Below are 18,575 nucleotides of genomic sequence, written 5' to 3' on the forward strand. Positions count from 1 at the left end.
GTGGTGCGGATGGGCCCGGTCCGTTTCCTTCGGACCTGGGGATATCCCCACCCAGGACTCGCCAGCAGCCACCATGGTCCGCGATGACCGTGATCCGTAACTTCGAGTTATCGGCTCGAATAGATCGCGAGAGGGCGGACCATGAGGCTGCGCAAGGGCAAGCGGCAGGAGACGGACGACCGGCCGGAGGCGCAGGGTACGCCCGGTCTCGCCGTCGAGCTGCGCGGCGTCCGGCGGCAGTACGGCCGCGGCGGCGGCGCCGTGCACGCGCTCGCGGGCATCGACCTCGCCCTGCCACGCGGTACGTTCACCGCCGTCATGGGACCGTCCGGGTCCGGCAAGTCCACGTTCCTTCAGTGTGCCGCCGGCCTCGACCGGCCGTCGGCCGGATCCGTGCGCCTGGGCGGTACGGAGATCACGGGCATGCGCGAGAACCGGCTCACCGAGCTCCGCCGCAGCCGCCTCGGCTTCGTCTTCCAGGCCTTCAACCTCCTGCCCTCCCTCACCGTGGAACAGAACGTGCTGCTCCCGATGCGCCTCGCAGGGCAGCGCCGGGATCGCCGCCGGGCGGCCGCGGTACTCGCTCAGGTCGGGCTCGCCGACAAGGCGCGATGCCGTCCCGGCGAGCTCTCCGGCGGCCAGCAGCAGCGCGTCGCCATCGCCCGCGCCCTGGTCACCAGCCCGGACGTGATCTTCGCCGACGAGCCCACCGGGGCCTTGGACACCGGTACCGCCGCCGGGGTCCTCGGCCTGCTCCGGCAGGCGGTGGACACTCTCGGGGCCACCGTCGTCATGGTCACCCACGACCCGGTCGCGGCGGCCTGGGCCGACCGCGTGCTGTTCCTCGCGGACGGCGTCTTCGCCGGCGGCCTCGACCGCGGCTCGGCGGAGCAGATCGCGGCCCGGATGACCGCCCTCACCTCCCGTACGGGCCCGATGGTGGGTGCCGCGGCGTGAGGAGCTTCGCCCCCAACGGCCTCGCCCGCGCGGCCGTGCGCTGCAAACCCGCCTCGTTCGCGGGTACGTTCGTCGCGCTGATGATGGCGGCGTTCATCGTCTCCGCCTGCGGCATCCTCCTGGAGACGGGCGTCCGCGCCTCGGTGCCGCCGGAGCGGTACGCGAAGGCGCCGGTCGTCGCGGCGGCGGACCAGTACGCCCGCCTCGTCACGGGCAGCGGAGACGGCCGGTCCGAGTCGGCGGAGCTGCTGCCGGACACGGCACGCGTGGACGCCTCGCTGGCGGACAAGGCGGCGCGAGTGCCCGGCGTCGAGGCGGCGGTGCCGGACTTCATGTTCCCGGTGCGCCAGGGGGACCATGCCCTGACGGGCCACGGCTGGGGATCGCACGTCTTCACCGGTGCCGCGCTCAACTCCGGGGTCGCGCCCCGTACCGGCGAGGTCGTGCTCGACGCCGCCGCTGCGCGGGCCGCGAAGGCCGGAGTTGGCGACACCGTCGCCCTCGAAACCGTCACCGGGCGCGCCGACTTCCGCGTTTCCGGGCTGGCACAGCCCGGATCCGGTGACGTGGCCGAGGGAGCCACCGCCTGGTTCGCCGACGCCCACTCCCCCGCGCTCGCCGGGCATCCCGGCAAGGCCGACGCCATCGCCGTGCTGTCCAAGGACAGGGCCGACGCCGGCCCCCTCGCCGACGGCGTGAAGAAGGCGCTCGCCGGATCCGGCGCCCAGGTGCGCACGGGCGAAGAGCGCGGCGGCGTCGAGGACCGCGGGCTCGGGTACGCCCAGGAGATGCTGACCGGACTCGGCGGCTCCTTCGGCGGGATCGCCGCGGTGGTCGCCGTCTTCACAGCTTCCGGTACGGTCGCGCTGTCCGTCGCCCAGCGCGCCCGGGAGTTCGCGCTGTTGCGTGCCGTCGGCGCCACCCCGCGGCAGATCCGTCGCGCGGTCGCCGCCGAGGCTCTGCTCGTCGCGCCGCTCGCCGGGCTGGCCGGCTGCCTGCCCGGCATCGGGCTCGCGCACTGGTGGTTCGGACAGTTGAAGGACCGCGGGGCCATCCCGGATGCCGTGGAGCTGCACGTCTCATGGATCCCACTCGTCGTCGCCGTCGGCGCCGGGCTGCTGACCGCGCTCGCCGCCGGCTGGGCGGCCGGGCGCCGGCCCGCGAAGATCAAGCCGGGGCAGGCCCTCACCGAGGCGTCGGTGGAGCGGCTACGGCCGGGCGTGATCCGACTTCTGCTAGGTCTCAGCGCCCTTGTCGGCGGCGGGTTCCTCACCGTCGTCGCCGCCCGTACGGCCGGGGACGACGCCGCCAACGCGGCTCTCGGCGTCGTCATGCTCTTCATGCTCGCCGTGGCGCTGCTCGGTCCGCTGGTGGCGCGGCTGTGCGCGGCGCTGTTCGGGCTCGCGCTGCGCGGCGGCGGCGCCTCGGCCTCGCTCGCGGCCGCCAACTCCCGTACGAACGCCCGTCGGCTGGCCTCCGCGATCACCCCGATCGTGCTGGCCATGGCCTTCGCCTCGACCCTTGTCTTCATGCACACGAGCGAGAGCCACGTCGCCGCAGAGCAGCTGCGCGCAGGCGTCACCGCGGACCACGTGGTCACGGACCCGGCCGGGCTGCCCGCCGACGCCACCGCACTGGCCGCCCGCGCGCCCGGCGTCGATACGGCCGTGGGTCTGCTCGAAACGCAGGTGCTGGTGCCCGTCGGCTCCGGCGGCGACCGGTGGCTGCAAGGCTCGACGACGCAGGGCATCTCCGGCTCCGGCAAGCAGCTCGCGAAGGTGCAGGACCTCGACGTACGCAGCGGCAGCCTGGACCGCATCGGCAGCGGACGGATCGCCATCGACAAGACGCTCGCCACGTCGGCGAAGGCCGAGGTGGGCGACAAGCTGCCGATGTACCTTCCGGACGGCACCAGGACCAGCCCCGAAGTCGTGGCCGTGTACGGCCGCGGGCTCGGCCTCGCGATCGTGACCATGGACCGCGCCTCCCTCGCGCCCCACGTCACCTCGGGCTTCGACAGCGTGCTGCTGGTACGGGGCGGAGACGCGAAGGTGCTCTCTCCGCTCGGCCAGGTCACCAATGCCTCCGGCTATGCCGTCGAGCAGAACACCGACCGCGAGCTCAACGCCTGGGCCAACTACACGATGGCCGCCGTCCTCGGCGGCTTCGCCGCCGTCGCCGCCGCCAACACCCTTGGGATGACCGTCCTCGACCGCCGCCGCGAGCTCGGCATGCTCCGCCTCGTCGGATCCACCCGGCGTCAGGTGATGCGGATGCTGCGCTGGGAAGGCCTCCTGGTGGCACTCGCCGGCATCGTCCTCGGCACGGCAATCGCCGCCGCGACGCTGATCCCGATGATGCGTGGCCTCACCGGTGAGGACCCGTACGTCCCTCCGCTGGTGTACGCGGCGTTCGCCGGGGGCGCGGTGGGACTGGGCCTTCTCGCAGTGACCCTGCCTGCCAGAGCAGCGCTCCGACGCTAGGACCTCGCTTCTCCGGGTGGGGCTGAGGATGGCTGTTGAGGTCGGTGTCGCTGTGAGGTGAGTCGCAGGTCTGAGCGACGTAGCGCGCGTGCGAGGCGGTGAGCCGCCGCCCACATGTGGCAGCCCAGGGTCTCGTCAAGGTCCTCGAGTCCTACCGCGTGCGCCTTGGGGACGACGAGCACATGACCAGGCGTGACCGGTTGCAGATCCATGAACGCTGCGACCGCGTCGTCTTCGTAGACGATGCTGGCTTCGGCCTGGCCTTTCACAATGGCGCAGAAGATGCACTCACCTATGGCCACAGCTCTTGCTCCTTGTGTGTTGGGAACCCCCCCCCACGACAGCAGAGCCTGAGGTCCGCGTGCGACTCGTTTCCTCGCTGAGGCGGCGGTGAGCGATGCGACGGCTGGTCACAAGAGCGCACCACTCCTCCGAGTGGCGCTTGCGGCCTCACTCGGGAGAATCGGAGGGGAGACGCATAACCTGCTGGGGGCGCCGAGCAGGGCCGGGGAGGGGCCTTCGGCGCATGAGGGGAGCGTGCTGTGCCGGGAGGATGCCACACGGTGGATGATGGCGGTGCGCATGTCGCATGATCCGCAACGGCCGTCTGCCGGACCGGTGCACGACCCCGCAACGCCGGCCCTTGACGATGGCATGGCCATTGCTCTCATCGACCCGGCGGGCCGCATCAGCCTGTGGAGTTCCGGGGCGCAGACCCTGACCGGCCACCCGGCCTCCGAGATCGTCGGTTGCGACCTGTCCGTACTCGCGGATGGCCATACCAGCCAGGGACGAGTGCTCATCGATCAGCTGGCCCGAGCCGGCGGTGGTGTCCGCACGGATTGGTTGCGCTGTTTCGACGGCACCAGCCGCAGCATCCGGTGGCATGCCGTGCCGGTATCGCTCGCTGCTGGTACAGGCCTGGTCGCCGTGGCCGGCCACGGCGCACAGCAGATCGACTGGTGCGACCCCGCGGCAGCCGAGCTTCTCCTGCACTCGTCACCGATCGGCCTGGCCGTCCTTGACAAGGACCTGCGCTACCGATTCATCAACGACGCCCTCGCACGTCTCAATGGCCTGCCTGTCCCCGCACACCTGGGCCGCTGCATCCTGGACGTCCTCGACCTCCCCGATCCACAGGCGTACGAGCACATGCTGCGACGTGTGACCGACGGCGGCGAAACGATCGACAATCTGCACGTGGCCGCGATCGGACCCGACGGCACCCCGTACGCGGCGATGGGAACCCTCTTCCCTCTCCGAGACGCCGACGGCCGCATCGTGGGTCAGGCCGGCGTCGTGCACGACCTGGGGAACACGAGGGCAGAGCTGCTGGACACCGCGCGCAATCAGCGACGCCTGGAACTGCTCAGCCGGATCAGTGCCGGCCTCAGCCAGGGGCTGGACGTGGCGAGCGTCGCCGCCAGGCTTTCAGCGGTCTGCACCCCGGCGTTCGCCCGGACCGTCAACGTCGACCTCCTGGAAAGCGCAGTGCAGCGGGTCCCGGACGCACCGATGTGCACCGCGGGCAAGCAGCACAGCGTGGACTGCCCGCACACGTCTGCCAGACCACGAGTCCACCCGTTGAGCGCCTCCGCCACAGACAGCGGACTCACGCATCCGGGACGGGACTTGCCTCAGCCCCGCACGGCATCGATCCCTGTCAGTGAGTGCGTCCGCTCGGCCGACGCTGTCTCGTTCCGCATGGATGGAGCCCACGAAGAGCAGCACCACGCAATCGCTCTGCCCCTGCTGGCCGCCGGACATGTGCTGGGGGCGATCACCTTCTCCAGGCCTGGCGGCTTCGACGCCGACGACGTGCTCACCACGCGGGACATCGCCGCTCGCGCCGCCATGGCAATCGACAACGCCCTGCTCTACCGGCGGGAAAGACTCGCCGCACTGGCCCTGCAACGCCATCTGCTGCCCGCACGCCTGCCCGACATCCCCTGGGCAAGGTCTGCACACCGCTATCTCCCCGCCCAGGACGGGACTCTGGCCGGGGGCGACTGGTACGACGCCGTGCAACTCCCCGGTGGACGTATCGGACTGACCGTCGGTGACGTCATGGGACACGGACTGGGTTCGGCAGCGGCCATGGGCCGATACCGCTCCTCTGCCCGAGCTCTGCTGGCCGTGGGACTGGAACCCGGTCAACTCCTCACCCGCCTGGACGCACTGAACGACGACGCCGACAACGACCCGCCTGCCACTTGCGTCTGCGCTCTCTATGACGGGGCAACCGGAGATCTGCGGATCGCGCTGGCCGGTCACCCACCGCCGTTGCTGGTCCGCCCCGACGGGTCGACGGACATACTGGCGGTCGACCCCGGGCCGCCCGTTGGCATGGGTCTTGCCCACGTGTACGAAAACGTCCACTGCGTCGTCCCGTCCGGAAGCCTGCTCGTCCTGTACACCGACGGCGTGATCGAAGACCGCAGCACGCTCCTTGACCTCGACCAGGGGATCGCCATGCTCCGCCGGGCCGTTCACAACACCGAGACGCCCCTGGACGAGGTCTGCGACGCGCTCATGGCGGTACGCCCCTCCAACTCGGCAGACGACGCCACCGTGTTCGTGACCAGGCTCACCCGTATCCAGTCCACGGCCGCGACCGAGCGCACACACAGCCACTGACTTCGACGCTTCGAGGTGGATGGCTGGTTTGTACGGCCGACTGGCGGTCTCTTGCGCAGTCGGAGTTGGAGCGGTGGATGTCCGATCGAGCCGAGAGCAGAGCCTCGTACGGCTGCCGTGCGAGGTTCTGGCGCATGGTCGCCGTACGAGGTGCCAGGCATGGTGAGACGGTCCGGAGGACCCGACGTCAGGCCTTCCGGATCCGGTCGGCGATCTCCGGCCTCGCCGCGAACCCGGCCGCCTTGTATGTGGCGACGCCGCCGACGTTGGAGCTCGGCGTGCACACGCGCACGCTCGACGAGCCCATCTCCCGCAGTGCGGCCGCCCCGGCGACGGTGATCGCCCGGCCGTAGCCGCGGCCGCGGTGCTCCGTGTGGACGCCCATCGGCTCGACCAGTCCCGGCTTCCCCGGGCCGGCCGACCAGACCGTCACCACCGCCGCGGGGTTGCCCTGGTCGTCGTAAGCACCCAGGCAGCGGGCGTCGGCGTAGAACGGTGCCGCGGACATCTTGTGCCGGTACTCGCGTGTGGGCCTCGTGGGGTTGAACGCGGACCGCAGGACGTCGGCGAAGTCCTGTGCCTGCTCCAGGCCGATCTCCTTGATCCGCACGCCGGGGTCCTCGACCGCTTCGGTGAGGTCGCGGAAGAGCGGCGTCCACGGGTCGTCGACACCCCAGCCCTCCTTGGTCAACAGTTCGTGGAGCAGCAGGCCCTGCGGCGCCTCGATGGACACCGCTCCTTCCGGCAGCACGCCGCGCTCGGGCTGCGAGAAGTCCTCGACGAGCCGACGCGCCAAGTCCTCGTTCTGGAAAGCGTCGGGAGCGACCGCCATCCGCACCAGGGTGGGCGAATCCAGCATCCCGACGGCGAGGATCCGTCCGTCCCGGCTCCAGGTCCGGACCGCCGCGGCCGTCTCGGCCGTTCCGAACCGGTAGTTCCAGCCGATGTCCCCGGGATGCAGCTGCATCGGCGCTTCGTCGTGCTGCCACTCCCGCAGCGTCACAATGGCCTCGCGCATTCCGTCGGCCGTCGGCGTCCTCAGCACAATCGTCATAGCCGGGATCAGACACTCCGTCCCGGTGGCGTGCAACCGATTAACTGACCAGGCGCTTCAGGGTGATGGTGGCGGGTTGTCGATGCCGAGTCCGGTCCCGGCGAGGAAGCCGTCTAGGGCGTCGGGGCGGTACTGGAGGCGCTTGAGTCGGTTGCGCACGAGCGCGGCGAGCCGGTCGAGGGCAACGCGGGCGAGGTTCGCGAGGCTGTGTTTCACGTGGGCCCATGGGTACTCGACCGCGTCCAGCTGCGGGCGCGTAGGCGGGCCGGGTGAGCACCGTCAGCCAGCGCATGGAGTCGGCCAGCTTCTCCCGAGACTGAGGCGACAGCTTGCAGCGCTGCCCGCTCGCGCCCCGGGAGGCCAGGGCCTTGGCCCCGCCTCCCGCCAAGCCGGCTGCCACTGGTAGGCCGCCTTCGAACTGACCCGCAACTGGCGGGCGACCTCTGGCGGGACGACCCCTTCGGCGAACAACCCGGCAGCCTTCCGCCGCACCGCCTCGCCGTGACGACGGCCCTTCGCCGTCAGCCCGCCCCCATCCACAAAGCGCATACCAACGACGTACTGCGCAAATGACCGTCAGTCGGCCGTACAAACCAGCCAACCACCTCGCAGTACCGAAGTCAGTAACGAACTGACGGGCACCCTCGCCCCGGAGCACGGCCTCGGTCTCGTCAGTGCGGTCTCGGCCGTCTAGCGCGGCCACTCGACTTCGTCGATGCGCACAGGTCCCCCAATCCGCCCGACCGGGGAAGACGTCGTCGCGCCTCATCTCGTCACCAGGGGAACCACCGCCGCAGCGGGTTGACGGTTGACGCGAACCCACCCCGCGGCCCGTTCTTCGCCGTGCTTCGTGGGTTGGTGGGCGGCGCACGCTCAGTCGGTCAGTGCGGCCGCGGTCATGGTGAGGTGCTGGGTCAGGACCTCGGCCGCGGTGTCGGCGTCGCGGGCCAGCGCCGCCTCCTCCAGCCGGCCGTGTTCGCCGACGCCGTCCCGGTCGGGGTGGCGATGCGCCGACCAGCGGCGGGCCAGTTCGCTCGCGGTCCACATGCGGTCGAAGGTCTGCAGCAGGACGGGGTTGCCGCAGCCCTCCAGCAGCGTGCGGTGGAAGATCCGGTGGGCCTCGGACCATGCGCTGCTGTAGTACTCGCCCTCCTGCGGCACGTACGCCGGAGTGCGGGTCAGACGGTGGTGGGCGGCTCGTACGCGGGCCTCCCAGTCGACATCGCCGCGCTCGATGGACATGCGCAGCACGACCGGTTCGATGGTCCGGCGGGCCTCCGCGATCTCCTGCCAGCGGCGGTCGGAGAAGGCCGGGACGGCGAAGCCGCGGTTGGGCAGACGGTCGGCGAGGCCCTCGCCGACGACCCGCACGAGCGCTTCGCGTACAACGGCCAGGCTCACGCCCTGTTCCCTGGCGAGGTCCTGCGGTTTGAGGGCGTCACCGGGGGCGTAGTCGCCGCGCATGATCGCGTCCCGCAAGTGTGCGTAGACCTGCTCCGAGAGCATCTGTTTCCCCGGCGAAGCCGAGGTGGGGGCCGTCTGCGTCATACCTGAAGCATAGACGATCGCTTCAATAATCGATTATTAGTGTTATCGTCGATCCATCGGCTGGCGCTCGGTTGGCGGCAGGCGACAGCGGTCCCTCTACGCACGGCTGCCGACCCTTCCGCCGGCCACACCACCGCCAACTCACCTGAAAGGAACGACACGATGTACGCCAATGACCCCTTCGCCCGCCTCCCCGAGGCGGCCTCCTTCACCGTCACCAGCACCACGGTCACCGACGGCGCCGCCTGGTCCCCCGGGCAGTTCTCCGGCATCTTCGGCGTCCCCGGCGGGAAGGACGTGTCCCCGCAGCTCTCCTGGAGCGGCGCCCCCGAAGGCACCAAGAGCTACGCAGTCACCGTCTACGACCCCGACGCTCCCACCGGGTCCGGGTTCTGGCACTGGGCGGTCGCCGACATCCCCGCCGGCGTCACCGAGCTGCCCGAGGGCGCGGGCGACGACACCGGGTCGGGCCTGCCGGAGGGCGCTTTCCAGCTGCCCAATGACGCCCGCGCGGCCCGCTTCATCGGCGCCGCCCCGCCCGCCGGGCACGGCCCGCACCGCTACCTCGTCGTCGTGCACGCCCTCGACATCGAGTCCATCGGCGTGGCGGACGACGCCACCCCTGCCGTGCTCGGCTTCACCATGGCAGGCCACATCCTCGGCCGCGCGGTCCTGACCGCCACCGCCGAGATCCTCGCCTGACGAGCACGATGTCCCGACTCATCGACACCACGGAGATGTATCTCCGCACCATCCTGGAGCTCGAGGAGGAGGGTGTACTCCCCCTGCGCGCCCGCATCGCCGAGCGCCTGGACCAGAGCGGCCCCACCGTCAGCCAGACCGTCGCCCGCATGGAGCGCGACGGCCTGGTGCATGTCGCGGGCGATCGGCACCTGGAGCTGACGCAGGAGGGCCGGCAGCTCGCCACGCGCGTGATGCGCAAGCACCGGCTCGCCGAATGCCTGCTCGCCGACGTGATCGGGCTGGAGTGGGAACTGGTCCACGCCGAAGCCTGCCGCTGGGAGCACGTGATGAGCGAGGCCGTCGAACGACGCCTCCTAGAGCTCCTACGCCACCCGACACAGTCGCCCTACGGCAACCCGATCCCGGGCCTGGAGGAGCTCGGCGAGAAGAACACCGCGGATCCGCTCCCCGACGAGCGCATGGTCCGCCTCAGCGACCTGGAGCCCGGGCCGAACGGCGCGAGGGCGCTCGTACGGTGTATCGGCGAGCCGGTTCAGACCGACCCACAGCTGATGCACGCCCTGCGGCACGCCGGGGTGAGGCCCGGAGCGGTCGTGAGCGTGACGTCGACACCCCGCGGAGTGAGAGTCAAGGGCGGTGGCAGGACCGCCGAACTCCTCACGCAGAGCGCCGCGCACGTCTTCGTTACCGAGTCCTGAGCTGGACCGGCCCCTCGGGGGGCTGCGCTTGCGAACACGACCTCACGCGAGCACAGCGGGCCGGTTCAGCAGGCACGGCGGAACACGGCGGCGGGTCCGATGGCGCGGGAGGGCCGAACCGGGAAGGAAAATGAATCTTCGTCCAGTATCGCTTGTGGCAAGGTGCCCGCATGTCCAACCCCATCGCGTATCCGGTCTTCCGCACCACCGATCCGGTAACGGCTCTGCGCGTGGCGCGTCAGCTTATGGCAGTGGGTGACCAGCAGTACGCGGATGTGTCAGTGGACGTCGAGCTGTGCACCGTTCCGGAGGTGTTGCGGATACGCGAGGCGCTGCCGGATGCCTGGTTCCGGAAAGAGGATGTCGAGGAGTGGGCACGGGATCCTTCTGACCCGACGGGTCTGCACGGTGGTGTCCACGCGCCCGAGCTTTCCAGTGATCCGGGCTTTCTCTCCTGGCACCTGCCGCTCTGGGCATCGATGGAATACCGGCGCGTTGGCAGCGTCGAGGAGGAGTTCGCCGCTTGGTGGGCCCGAACATCGGGGAGATCTGGTGGTCCAGCTTGATCTGGCCTGACGTACCGGACCGTGGCATCTACCGCGAAGCCAACAACGCCCGGGTTTCCCTGCTGTTCAACTGCCGCACCCAAGGCCTCGACGAGCGCTCCGACGACCACACCGTGCTCGTCCACGTGCTCCGCGCAAATCGCGACGGGTCCGAGGAGCGGCACGCCTCCTGGCTGGCAGAGCAGATCGGTCAGTTCGTCATCGGACCACCACAGGTGTGACCCCCGATCGAGGCCACTAAGGGCCTGTGCGGAAGTGGATCGTCTGTCAGACCTGCCTGGGATGCTCCGAGCATGGAGATGACAGTGCAGCTGACGATCCGACTGCTCCGATCCGAGACCGTGCTGCGGATGAAGGACGAGCCGGACACGGGGCTCTACGCCGCCGCCATGCGGGACCCCGAGGGCAACGAATTCGACGTCGTCTGAGGGCCGTTGCGACTGTGCTGGTTACAGCCACTCGTTCACGGCCGCGACCAGCACAGTCGCCTTCGTAGCAGACGGAGAAAGGCGGCGGGCGGCCGCCACGGGAGCCGAGCTTCCTGCGGTTGCGGGCATGGGCTCGAATTGCGGCGAGTTGCCGCGCTGCCCGGCCGTCACCACGGGGAGATCGCCGACGCCGCGCTCTGACTCGGTTCCGAGCGGTCGAGCTTCGTCACCGGCGCGGTGTTCCTGGTCGACGGCGGCTACACCGTGCCGTAACCGCGCACCGGCCTTCGCCCGGCGGCGGGCGGGACCCGGCCCTTGGAGGGCTCCGTGAATCGCGCCCGCCCGGGCCATTGGTCACCGTCTCCAGTGGGCGGCGCGCCATCGCCTCGGCCAACGCCGCCGAACACCGGCTCTCGGTTGCGTGGGCCCGCTCACCCCCACAGCCGGCGTTCCGCTTCCCGGGGCGCTCGTACGACTTCGGAGCCGTCCGCGCCGAAGGTCATCACCGGTCGCTGCTCGTTCCATTCGGCCCATCCGGGTTGGCCGTTGGTGGCGAAGGAGGTCCACGCGGTGTGCATGGCGGTCGCCAGTGCGCGTGGTGGCGTGTCTCCCGCGAGGGCGTGGGTGTCGGGTGAGTCGAGGCTGTCGAAGACGAACCCGATCTCCAGGGCGTGGCAGGCGCCGAGTTCACGTACGGGCGACGGCCAGGCGAACTCGTAGAAGAAGGTCCGACCGCGACCTGGACCGGGACGGCAGGCGCGCTCGTCGGCGAGGCGGTTGAGGGGGATGCGCAGCAGTTTGTCGGTGGCGATGGCGCCCAGGATCTCGCCCGGTGAGGCGCCCCGGCGCGTGGTTCGGTAGACGCGGGGTGAGCGCCACGGTGCTCGATGCTTCAGCACGGCTGCCCGCAGGGTCCCGCGACCGATCCGGTCCACGAGTCCGCTGGGGACGAACCACAGGCGGTATTCGTCGGTGTTCGTGCCGAGCAGCAGGTCGATGTCGTGGCCGGCGCCCTGTGCCGGTGCGGTGGCCGGGTCGTCGGGTATGAGGTCGCCGTCGACGACGATGTGGAAGCCTGCCCCGCCGGTGAGCGGGTTGCCGCCGCGGGTGACGGCCGCCTGAGCGGCGAGGAGTTCGGCCCGGTCCGCCTGGGCGAAGGCCTTGGCGGTGGGGGCGATGCCGAGGTGGCGCGCCATCGCTTTCGTGGTGGCCCGCGCCCTGGCGGGCGGGACGGCTGCGGGCGCGCCGCTCTGCAGTATCGCTCGGTGGAAGAGGCCCTTGGCATGGGGGCTCGTCAGCAACGCGGCGATGCTGATCGCACCGGCGGACTCGCCGAAGCAGGTGACGTTCGCCGGGTCGCCGCCGAAGGCGCCGATGTTCTCCTGCACCCAGCGCAGTGCTGCCAGTTGGTCACGCAGACCGAGGTTGGCCGGGGCGTCGGGAAAGACCCCGAACCCTTCGATGCCGAGGCGGTAGTTGAGCGAGACGAGTACGACGCCGTCACGCGCGAAATGGGTCCCGTCGTACGCGGGTACGGCCGACGAGCCGTTGCGCAGGGATCCGCCGTGGATCCAGACCATGACCGGGCGCCGGGCCTTGTCGGGTGACGGTGTCCAGACGTTGAGGTTGAGACAGGCATCGCCCGGGATGTCGGGATCGGGGAGCAGTTCGTCCAGGGGCGCGGGATAGGGGTTCTTCGGTGCGGTGGGCCCGAAGGCGGTGGCGTCGCGGACGCCGTCCCAGGGGGTGACGGGTGCCGGTGGGCGGAAGCGCAACGGGCCGGTCGGGGCGGCGGCGTAGGGGATGTTGCGGAAGACGGCGACGCCGTGCTCGGTGGTGCCGCGCAGCGTGCCGTGCGTGGGGGTGATGAGGGTCACGCGCACACCTCTTGGAGTTCACGCTTGAGGATCTTGCCGCTGGGGCCGAGCGGGAGCTCGCCGAGCAGCCGTACGACGCGAGGGTATTTGTGCTTTCCCAGCCGGTCACGCGACCAGGCGACAATCTCCTCAGGGGTTGCCGTGACGCCCGGGCGCAGGACGACGGCGGCGCAGATCTCCTCTCCCCGTGACTCGTCGGGCAGGCCGATCACGGACACCTGGTCGATCGCGGGGTGACGGGCGAGCTCTTCTTCGACTTCGCGCGGGTAGACGTTGAAGCCGCCGCGGATGATCAGGTCCTTCTTGCGGTCGACGATGGTGAGAAAGCCGTCCGCGTCGCGCTTCCCTAGGTCCCCGGTGCGGAACCAGCCGTCGACGAGCGCCGCCGAGGTGGCCTCCGGGTCTTCGAGGTAACCGGCGAAGATGTTGTGGCCGCGCAGCACCACCTCCCCGACCTCGCCGTCCTGGAGCAGCACGATGCGACAGTCCGTGCCGGCATCGGCGACACCGGCTTCCACGCCCCATACGGGCTGTCCGACCGTGCCCGGGCGGCGGTGTTCGCGGCGGTTGAAGGTGGCAGCCGGGGAGGTCTCGGTGAGGCCGTAGCCTTCCAGGATCTGCATGTCGAACGTGGCCTCGAAGCGCTCCAGGAGCGCCCCGGGCAGCGCGGCGCCACCGGAGATCCCCATCCGCAGTGCTGCCGGCCGGCGAGGGTCATGGGCCGCCGCCTCGGCGAGCGCGTGATACATGGTCGGTACCCCCATGAAGACGGTCACGCCCTCGGTGATGAGCAGTTCAAGGGCGCCGGGTCCGGAGAAGCGCGGGGCCAGCACGAGGGTGGCGCCGGCGCGCAGGGCGGCGTTCATCGCGCAGGACTGACCGAAGCTGTGGAACAGGGGCAGGCATCCCAGTACGACGTCGTCGGCGGTGAGGCCCATCAGGTCCTGGGCGCAGATGCCGGCGTTCATGACCAGGTTGAAGTGGGTGAGCAGGGCGCCTTTCGGTCGGCCGGTGGTACCGCTGGTGTAGAGGATCACGGCGGTGTCGTCCGGTCGGCGCGGTGCAGCCCGTTCGAGCGGCTCGTGCCCGGTGCTCACGCCGATCACCTCGATGCCGACGGCTGCCGCGGCGGCTTCGGCAGCCGGGCGCAGTGGCTGGCCGCTCACGATGGCGCGGCAGTCGCTGTGCCGCAGCACGAAGGCGATCTCATCGGCGACCAGCAGAGCGTGCACCGGAACGACCGTGGCGCCGACTGCCAGCACGGCGTAGTACGCCCGTGGGAAGTCGGCGGTGTTGGGCAGCAGCACCGCGACCCGGTCCCCCGGCCCGATCCCCCGGGCACGCAGCGCGGCGGCGAAGCGGAGCGCCTCCTGCCACAGCTCGTGATACGTGATCCGGCTGCCGTCCTGGACGACCGCGGTCCGGTCGGGATGGCGGCTGGCTGACTCCTGCAAGATGGTGGCGACACTCAGCTGCATGCGGCTCTCCTGCGCAACGAACGGTGTGGGCAGATCCCGGCCCGAAAGAACCGGCGGGAAGCAAGGGTGCGGCAGGCACCAGTACGGGAGGGCCGCCTCAGCATCCAGCATCCGACCGCCCCGGGCCATGTGCAGCTGCCCAGCGTCGACTGCCGTGACCTGGGCATTGGCACCCCGGAGTCTGGTCGGACGCAGGGCAACCGCCTAGTGTGCGCAGCATGAACGATGGCCAGAAAGAGCTGCACCGCCATCTGGCGCAGACCCTGCTGAACGACATCGACGCGATCACGGGACGCGTCGTGGCGGACATCTGCGCGCACAGTCCGACCTACGCCTCCGGGCGTCCTGTGGCTCTTTCCGATCTGCGCGCGATCTGCCACAACAACCTGGTCCTCGCCCTGGAAGACTTCGGCGGACTGCCCGCGAGCTCCGGGGACTTCGCCGCCGCGGCCACCGAGACCGGTCAGCGGCGGGCCCGGCAGGGGATGCCGCTGGACACCGTACTGATGGCATATCGCCGTGGTGGCCGAGTGCTGTGGCAGGCGATGACGACGCCGCTGCGGGGCCGGGAGGCGGTCGATCAGGACCTGGTGCTTGAGGTCGCGGGTGCGCTGTGGGAGACCATCGACCGTTTCTCGACGCTGATGGCGGATGCCTACCGGCTGACCCAGCTGGAACTGCACCACCGTCAGGGCTCCCGCCGTGGCGCCCTGTTCGAGGCGCTGCTGGACGGCCGCGGCAGCGATCCCACCGTGGCCGCCGCGGCGGCCTCCGCCCTGGGTATTCCCTTGCGGGACCGCTACGCGGTGGTCGCGGTCGACCAGGATCCTCTGGCGCCGACCGACCCCGAGCCCGCCTTGCAGGCGGCGGGCATGTGGTCCTTCTGGCGTCCCCGTGGCGAGCGCAACACCGGGATCGTGCGCCTTGGCATGGCCGAACCGGCGGAGCTGGCGGAGGTCCTGCGCAGCGGCCGGGCCGGAACCGCGGGCATCTCGCCGCCCTTTGAGGAACTGGCGGACGCGGACACCGCGTTGCGCCTGGCCGAGCGCTCACTGCGCACACTGCCGCCGGGCAGCAAGGAGGTGGCGGAAGTGGACGACCGGCTGGTGGAGGCGGTCCTCACCAGCGACCCGGAGATCGCCGACCGCCTGGTCGCCCGTTACCTGAACGGCATGGCCGACAGCGGATCCGACGGCCCCGTCCTCCTGGAGACCCTGCGCGTCTGGCTGGACAGCGGCTGCTCGGCAGCGCACACGGCGAAGCAGATGTACTGCCATCGCAACACGATCCTGAACCGCATGGCCCGGATCACCCAACTCACCGGCTGGTCGGTCGAATCGGGCGAGGCCCGCCTCGGCTGGGCACTGGCCCTGCGTGCCGCACAGGTGCCCCGCTAGGCGGCCGATGGGCCCGGCCCTCCCGGGCGACGGGCCTTCCAAACTAGCTACGCGGGTTCGATTCCCGTCGCCCGCTCTGTACGACTCAGGGCCAGGTCAGAGGAACATTCCTCCGCCTGGCCCTGATCGTTTCCGGGGGCTCCGATCAGTCCGCCGTGTCCCCCGCGTGCCCGTTGGGCTTTCGATCTTGCTTCTTCTGAGCCTTCCGAATCTTCTTGCGCGCCTTGTCGGCGAGGCCGGCTCAGGGCGTCAGCGATGTGCCGGTCACGGTCGGCGCTGGCGTGCTGGTAGATCAACGCAGCGCGGGCGGTGCTGTGGCCCATGCGCGCGCTCCGATTATCGAATGTTGTATCCGTTTACCGAACCGATCAGGCGCGCCGCACTGTCCACTTGGTGGACGACATGACTTCGTGCGCCCCCTGTGCACCGCAGCCGTGGGTTAGGTCACGCCTACCTGCCGTTACTTCGCTGCACACTTGGGGAGACCCACATCACAGTGGTCGAACGCAAAAGCCCACCGACCGCTGCACAGGCTTCCCGGCGAGAGCAGCTATCGGTGGGCGCGCACCTAGGAGGTACTGCTATGAGTGTGACCCCAACCAACACACTTTCAATCCCCCGCCCGCGGGACTGGGCTGCCGTTCTCGTCATCATCGTGGTCATCTACGTCCCCGCCTCACAGGTCCAGGACGTCCTGACCAACTTGATCGCGCTGTCGGCTGCCCTCGTTTCCGGCACCGCAGTGAGCGCAGCATCGGCGAGGCAGCCCCACACGGCCGCGTGACCCCCCGCTAGGCCCGCCGGGTCACACTCGGCGGGCCTAGAAGGCGGAAGAGGCCACCGTGCCCCTTGCGTGCCCGATCGAGCAGCACCGGACGGGGACTCGGGGCGCGTCGACCAACGACTCGGGAACGCCGAGGTCAGCATCGCGGCAGATCAGCCCCGACCCGCATACGCGATCTTCAAACCTAGATGGCGGCACGTGGCCATGAAGAGGGCGATAGGCAGGGGCCGACGGTGTTCGTCCGCGCGATGGCGTAGCTCGGCGCCCCATCGAAACACCGGTTCGCGCCTGAGCGAGTGGGTTCAGAAGATCGGCGTCTGCGCTTCGACTTCGGTGAGTCCTTCCTCCATGGTCAGCGACGGCAGCACGCGGACGCGGTTCCAGTGAGGGAGGCGAGACTCCATCAGCAAGCGGTCGACGTTCTCGACCTTGTCGGACTGTACGACGATGACAATCGTGTGTTCGCGGTTGACGAAGGGGCCGGCCACGATCTCGACGCCTGCCTTCTGGGCGAGGTTCGGGATGTCAGGGGCGGTCTTCAGCATCAGATCGCGCGTTGTCGCGTTGGAGGTCGGACAGACTTCCGGAGTGTGGGTCGCGATCAGGACGAAATGCATCTTGAGGTTCCCTTCCAGCCGAGGGGCCCTTGATCTCAGCCTAGGCCGCCCCGAGGTGCTTCGCGAACGGCAATCCCGGCTCCGACCGCGGAGGAGGGCTCGCGCGCGAAGGGGCCGTGTCGCGGATCTGCGAGCCTCGGACCGTCTCTGGGCCCTCCGAGGCCAGCCGACAACGACTCTCCCCCTGATCAGAAGCGATTCGCTGAACGCCTCCGCAGGCACCAATCCCCGAACGTAAGTTGAGAACTTCAGAGGCTCCTATCGACGAAAAGGCCCCTGACCTGCACGGAAGCGCAGTTCAGGGGCCGTCCAGGGCTCACTGGGCCGCCTGAGGCCGTGATCTTGCCCAACGATTGTTCAGGCTCCGAGGTGTGCCCCGTCGCCGGCGCCGAGAAGGGGGATCATGAGCCGGCGTTCGACGGCGGTGGGCAGGGACCACAGTTCGGCGCGCCGCTTTTCGTCCTCCGAGCCCTGGCGGGCGGCGCGGCGGATACCGGGCACGGCCAGCGCCAGGGCGGCCAGAGACACGGCGAGCCCGGTCCCGAGGAGCACACCGGCGAGTACGGCGCCGTCCGCCAGGGCGAACGGAAGCGCGAACCCGAGGCAGAGCGCGCCGAGGCCCCCAAGGACGGAAACCATCCACCACAGTGGCGTGAGCGGATGTTCGTTGCGCAGGTGGTTGACCAACTGGCGGTCGGTGGGACGCCGCCGCGGGTGCTCTTTGGCGGCGATGAACAGCTCGGCCCGCCCGCGCAGCGCCCACACAGCGTGCACCGCCATCCATGCGACGGGCAGCACGAACAGCGTCGCCAGCACCAAACCCGCCTGGACCGCCCGCGGCACCGAAACCCATCCGGAGGCGTCGGCGACCATGGATGCAACGGTGGCTCCCACGAGTAGGGCACCCGCCACGCTCGTGGCCACGAGCCATCGCCGGGCCCCACGCACCCGAGCGCTGAGAGGGAACTCGACCGCGTCCAACGTCTTCTCCAATCGATGACCGCAGGTACTCTACGCAGCCCTCCGAGGACGATGATGGTCCCCTATACGCACCAATCCGGAGCCAGCCTGATCGCCTTGTCTGCGGTCCTCGTTGCAGGCTCGGCGATCCACGCCGTCTCTGCGGCAGGTCCAGATGCTCCCGTAGTCGCCGACTGGACTTGATCGGACCCCAGGGGACACTGCCGGCCGGGGAGGGCGGGAGAACTCCCTTGCGTGCCCCTTGCCTGTCCGATCGAGCAGCGCCCAGCGGGGAACAACGGGGAACGCCAGCGAGTGACCGGGGAATGGGCAGGTCAGCGTCTCGCCAGCTCAGACGGCGTCCGCATACGCGCTCTTCCGACCTG

At 70.1% G+C, this 18,575-nt stretch carries 18 protein-coding genes; 9 read left to right on the forward strand and 9 right to left on the reverse strand.

The features are described 5' to 3' along the window. Positions 1–141 precede the first annotated feature (141 nt). A complete protein-coding gene (locus ACFQ6S_RS07010; RefSeq protein WP_383404605.1) occupies positions 142–957 on the forward strand; it encodes an ABC transporter ATP-binding protein in 816 nt (271 codons plus the stop codon). Then, positions 954–3,440, forward strand: coding sequence for an FtsX-like permease family protein (locus tag ACFQ6S_RS07015; protein ID WP_383404606.1), 2,487 nt, complete (start codon positions 954–956; stop codon positions 3,438–3,440). Before ACFQ6S_RS07010 ends, ACFQ6S_RS07015 begins: the two co-directional genes overlap by 4 nt. Here the strand turns inward: ACFQ6S_RS07015 and ACFQ6S_RS07020 are convergent. Beyond that, positions 3,437–3,742, reverse strand: coding sequence for an HIT family protein (locus ACFQ6S_RS07020; RefSeq protein WP_383404607.1), 306 nt, complete (start codon positions 3,740–3,742; stop codon positions 3,437–3,439). The two genes, ACFQ6S_RS07015 and ACFQ6S_RS07020, sit on opposite strands and share 4 nt — an antisense overlap. 133 nt (positions 3,743–3,875) lie before the next feature. Here ACFQ6S_RS07020 and ACFQ6S_RS07025 point away from each other — a divergent pair, with 133 nt between their 5' ends. Next, on the forward strand, positions 3,876–6,077 hold the full coding sequence (locus ACFQ6S_RS07025; RefSeq protein WP_383404609.1) for a SpoIIE family protein phosphatase: 2,202 nt from the start codon (positions 3,876–3,878) through the stop codon (positions 6,075–6,077). A 187-nt stretch (positions 6,078–6,264) separates the two neighbouring features. On the opposite strand, the gene ACFQ6S_RS07030 is transcribed toward ACFQ6S_RS07025, so the two are convergent. The 4 genes from ACFQ6S_RS07030 to ACFQ6S_RS07045 form a co-directional block, all read right to left on the reverse strand. Continuing rightward, positions 6,265–7,131: a GNAT family N-acetyltransferase gene (locus ACFQ6S_RS07030; protein ID WP_383404611.1), complete on the reverse strand. Its 867-nt coding sequence runs from the start codon at positions 7,129–7,131 to the stop codon at positions 6,265–6,267. A gap of 57 nt (positions 7,132–7,188) precedes the next feature. Further along, a complete protein-coding gene (locus ACFQ6S_RS07035) occupies positions 7,189–7,347 on the reverse strand; it encodes a hypothetical protein (protein ID WP_383404613.1) in 159 nt (52 codons plus the stop codon). A 63-nt stretch (positions 7,348–7,410) separates the two neighbouring features. Further along, on the reverse strand, positions 7,411–7,680 hold the full coding sequence (locus ACFQ6S_RS07040) for a helix-turn-helix domain-containing protein (protein ID WP_383404615.1): 270 nt from the start codon (positions 7,678–7,680) through the stop codon (positions 7,411–7,413). 324 nt (positions 7,681–8,004) lie between these two features. Then, a complete protein-coding gene (locus ACFQ6S_RS07045; protein WP_383404616.1) occupies positions 8,005–8,679 on the reverse strand; it encodes a GntR family transcriptional regulator in 675 nt (224 codons plus the stop codon). A gap of 162 nt (positions 8,680–8,841) precedes the next feature. On the opposite strand from ACFQ6S_RS07045, the gene ACFQ6S_RS07050 reads away from it, so the two are divergent. The 5 genes from ACFQ6S_RS07050 (at position 8,842) to ACFQ6S_RS07070 (ending at position 11,076) form a co-directional block, all read left to right on the forward strand. Then, positions 8,842–9,381 (forward strand): YbhB/YbcL family Raf kinase inhibitor-like protein, encoded by a 540-nt coding sequence (locus ACFQ6S_RS07050; RefSeq protein WP_383404618.1) that lies wholly within the window; start codon positions 8,842–8,844, stop codon positions 9,379–9,381. Positions 9,382–9,389: 8 nt separating this feature from the next. Further along, entirely contained in the window at positions 9,390–10,082 is a 693-nt protein-coding gene (locus ACFQ6S_RS07055) for an iron dependent repressor, metal binding and dimerization domain protein (RefSeq protein WP_383404620.1), read from the forward strand. Positions 10,083–10,252: 170 nt separating this feature from the next. Continuing rightward, positions 10,253–10,648 carry a hypothetical protein gene (locus ACFQ6S_RS07060; RefSeq protein WP_383404622.1) on the forward strand — a complete coding sequence of 132 codons (396 nt, stop codon included), beginning with the start codon at positions 10,253–10,255 and terminating at the stop codon, positions 10,646–10,648. After that, positions 10,645–10,869: a hypothetical protein gene (locus ACFQ6S_RS07065; RefSeq protein ID WP_383404624.1), complete on the forward strand. Its 225-nt coding sequence runs from the start codon at positions 10,645–10,647 to the stop codon at positions 10,867–10,869. Before ACFQ6S_RS07060 ends, ACFQ6S_RS07065 begins: the two co-directional genes overlap by 4 nt. Positions 10,870–10,941: 72 nt before the next feature. Further along, positions 10,942–11,076, forward strand: a complete 135-nt coding sequence (locus ACFQ6S_RS07070) for a hypothetical protein (RefSeq protein WP_383404626.1) — start codon at positions 10,942–10,944, stop codon at positions 11,074–11,076. A gap of 431 nt (positions 11,077–11,507) precedes the next feature. Here the strand turns inward: ACFQ6S_RS07070 and ACFQ6S_RS07075 are convergent, their stop codons facing one another. Together ACFQ6S_RS07075 and ACFQ6S_RS07080 are read right to left on the reverse strand one after the other, a co-directional pair. Further along, complete coding sequence (locus ACFQ6S_RS07075; protein WP_383404627.1) at positions 11,508–12,953, reverse strand: carboxylesterase/lipase family protein; 1,446 nt, start codon at positions 12,951–12,953, stop codon at positions 11,508–11,510. After that, the gene (locus ACFQ6S_RS07080) at positions 12,950–14,431 is read right to left on the reverse strand and encodes a long-chain fatty acid--CoA ligase (RefSeq protein WP_383404629.1); all 1,482 of its coding nucleotides are present in this window, start codon (positions 14,429–14,431) and stop codon (positions 12,950–12,952) included. The genes ACFQ6S_RS07075 and ACFQ6S_RS07080 overlap by 4 nt, the downstream gene beginning before the upstream one ends. A gap of 218 nt (positions 14,432–14,649) precedes the next feature. Here ACFQ6S_RS07080 and ACFQ6S_RS07085 point away from each other — a divergent pair, with 218 nt between their 5' ends. Next, positions 14,650–15,828, forward strand: a complete 1,179-nt coding sequence (locus tag ACFQ6S_RS07085; protein ID WP_383404631.1) for a PucR family transcriptional regulator — start codon at positions 14,650–14,652, stop codon at positions 15,826–15,828. 1,086 nt (positions 15,829–16,914) lie between these two features. Here ACFQ6S_RS07085 and ACFQ6S_RS07090 read toward each other — a convergent pair. Both ACFQ6S_RS07090 and ACFQ6S_RS07095 read right to left on the reverse strand, forming a co-directional pair. Further along, positions 16,915–17,229 carry a hypothetical protein gene (locus ACFQ6S_RS07090; protein ID WP_383404633.1) on the reverse strand — a complete coding sequence of 105 codons (315 nt, stop codon included), beginning with the start codon at positions 17,227–17,229 and terminating at the stop codon, positions 16,915–16,917. 357 nt (positions 17,230–17,586) lie between these two features. Then, a complete protein-coding gene (locus tag ACFQ6S_RS07095) occupies positions 17,587–18,102 on the reverse strand; it encodes a hypothetical protein (protein ID WP_383404635.1) in 516 nt (171 codons plus the stop codon). Positions 18,103–18,575 lie beyond the last annotated feature (473 nt).

This window comes from Streptomyces sp. NPDC056479 (assembly GCF_042795335.1).
Taxonomy (GTDB): Bacteria; Actinomycetota; Actinomycetes; order Streptomycetales; family Streptomycetaceae; genus Streptomyces.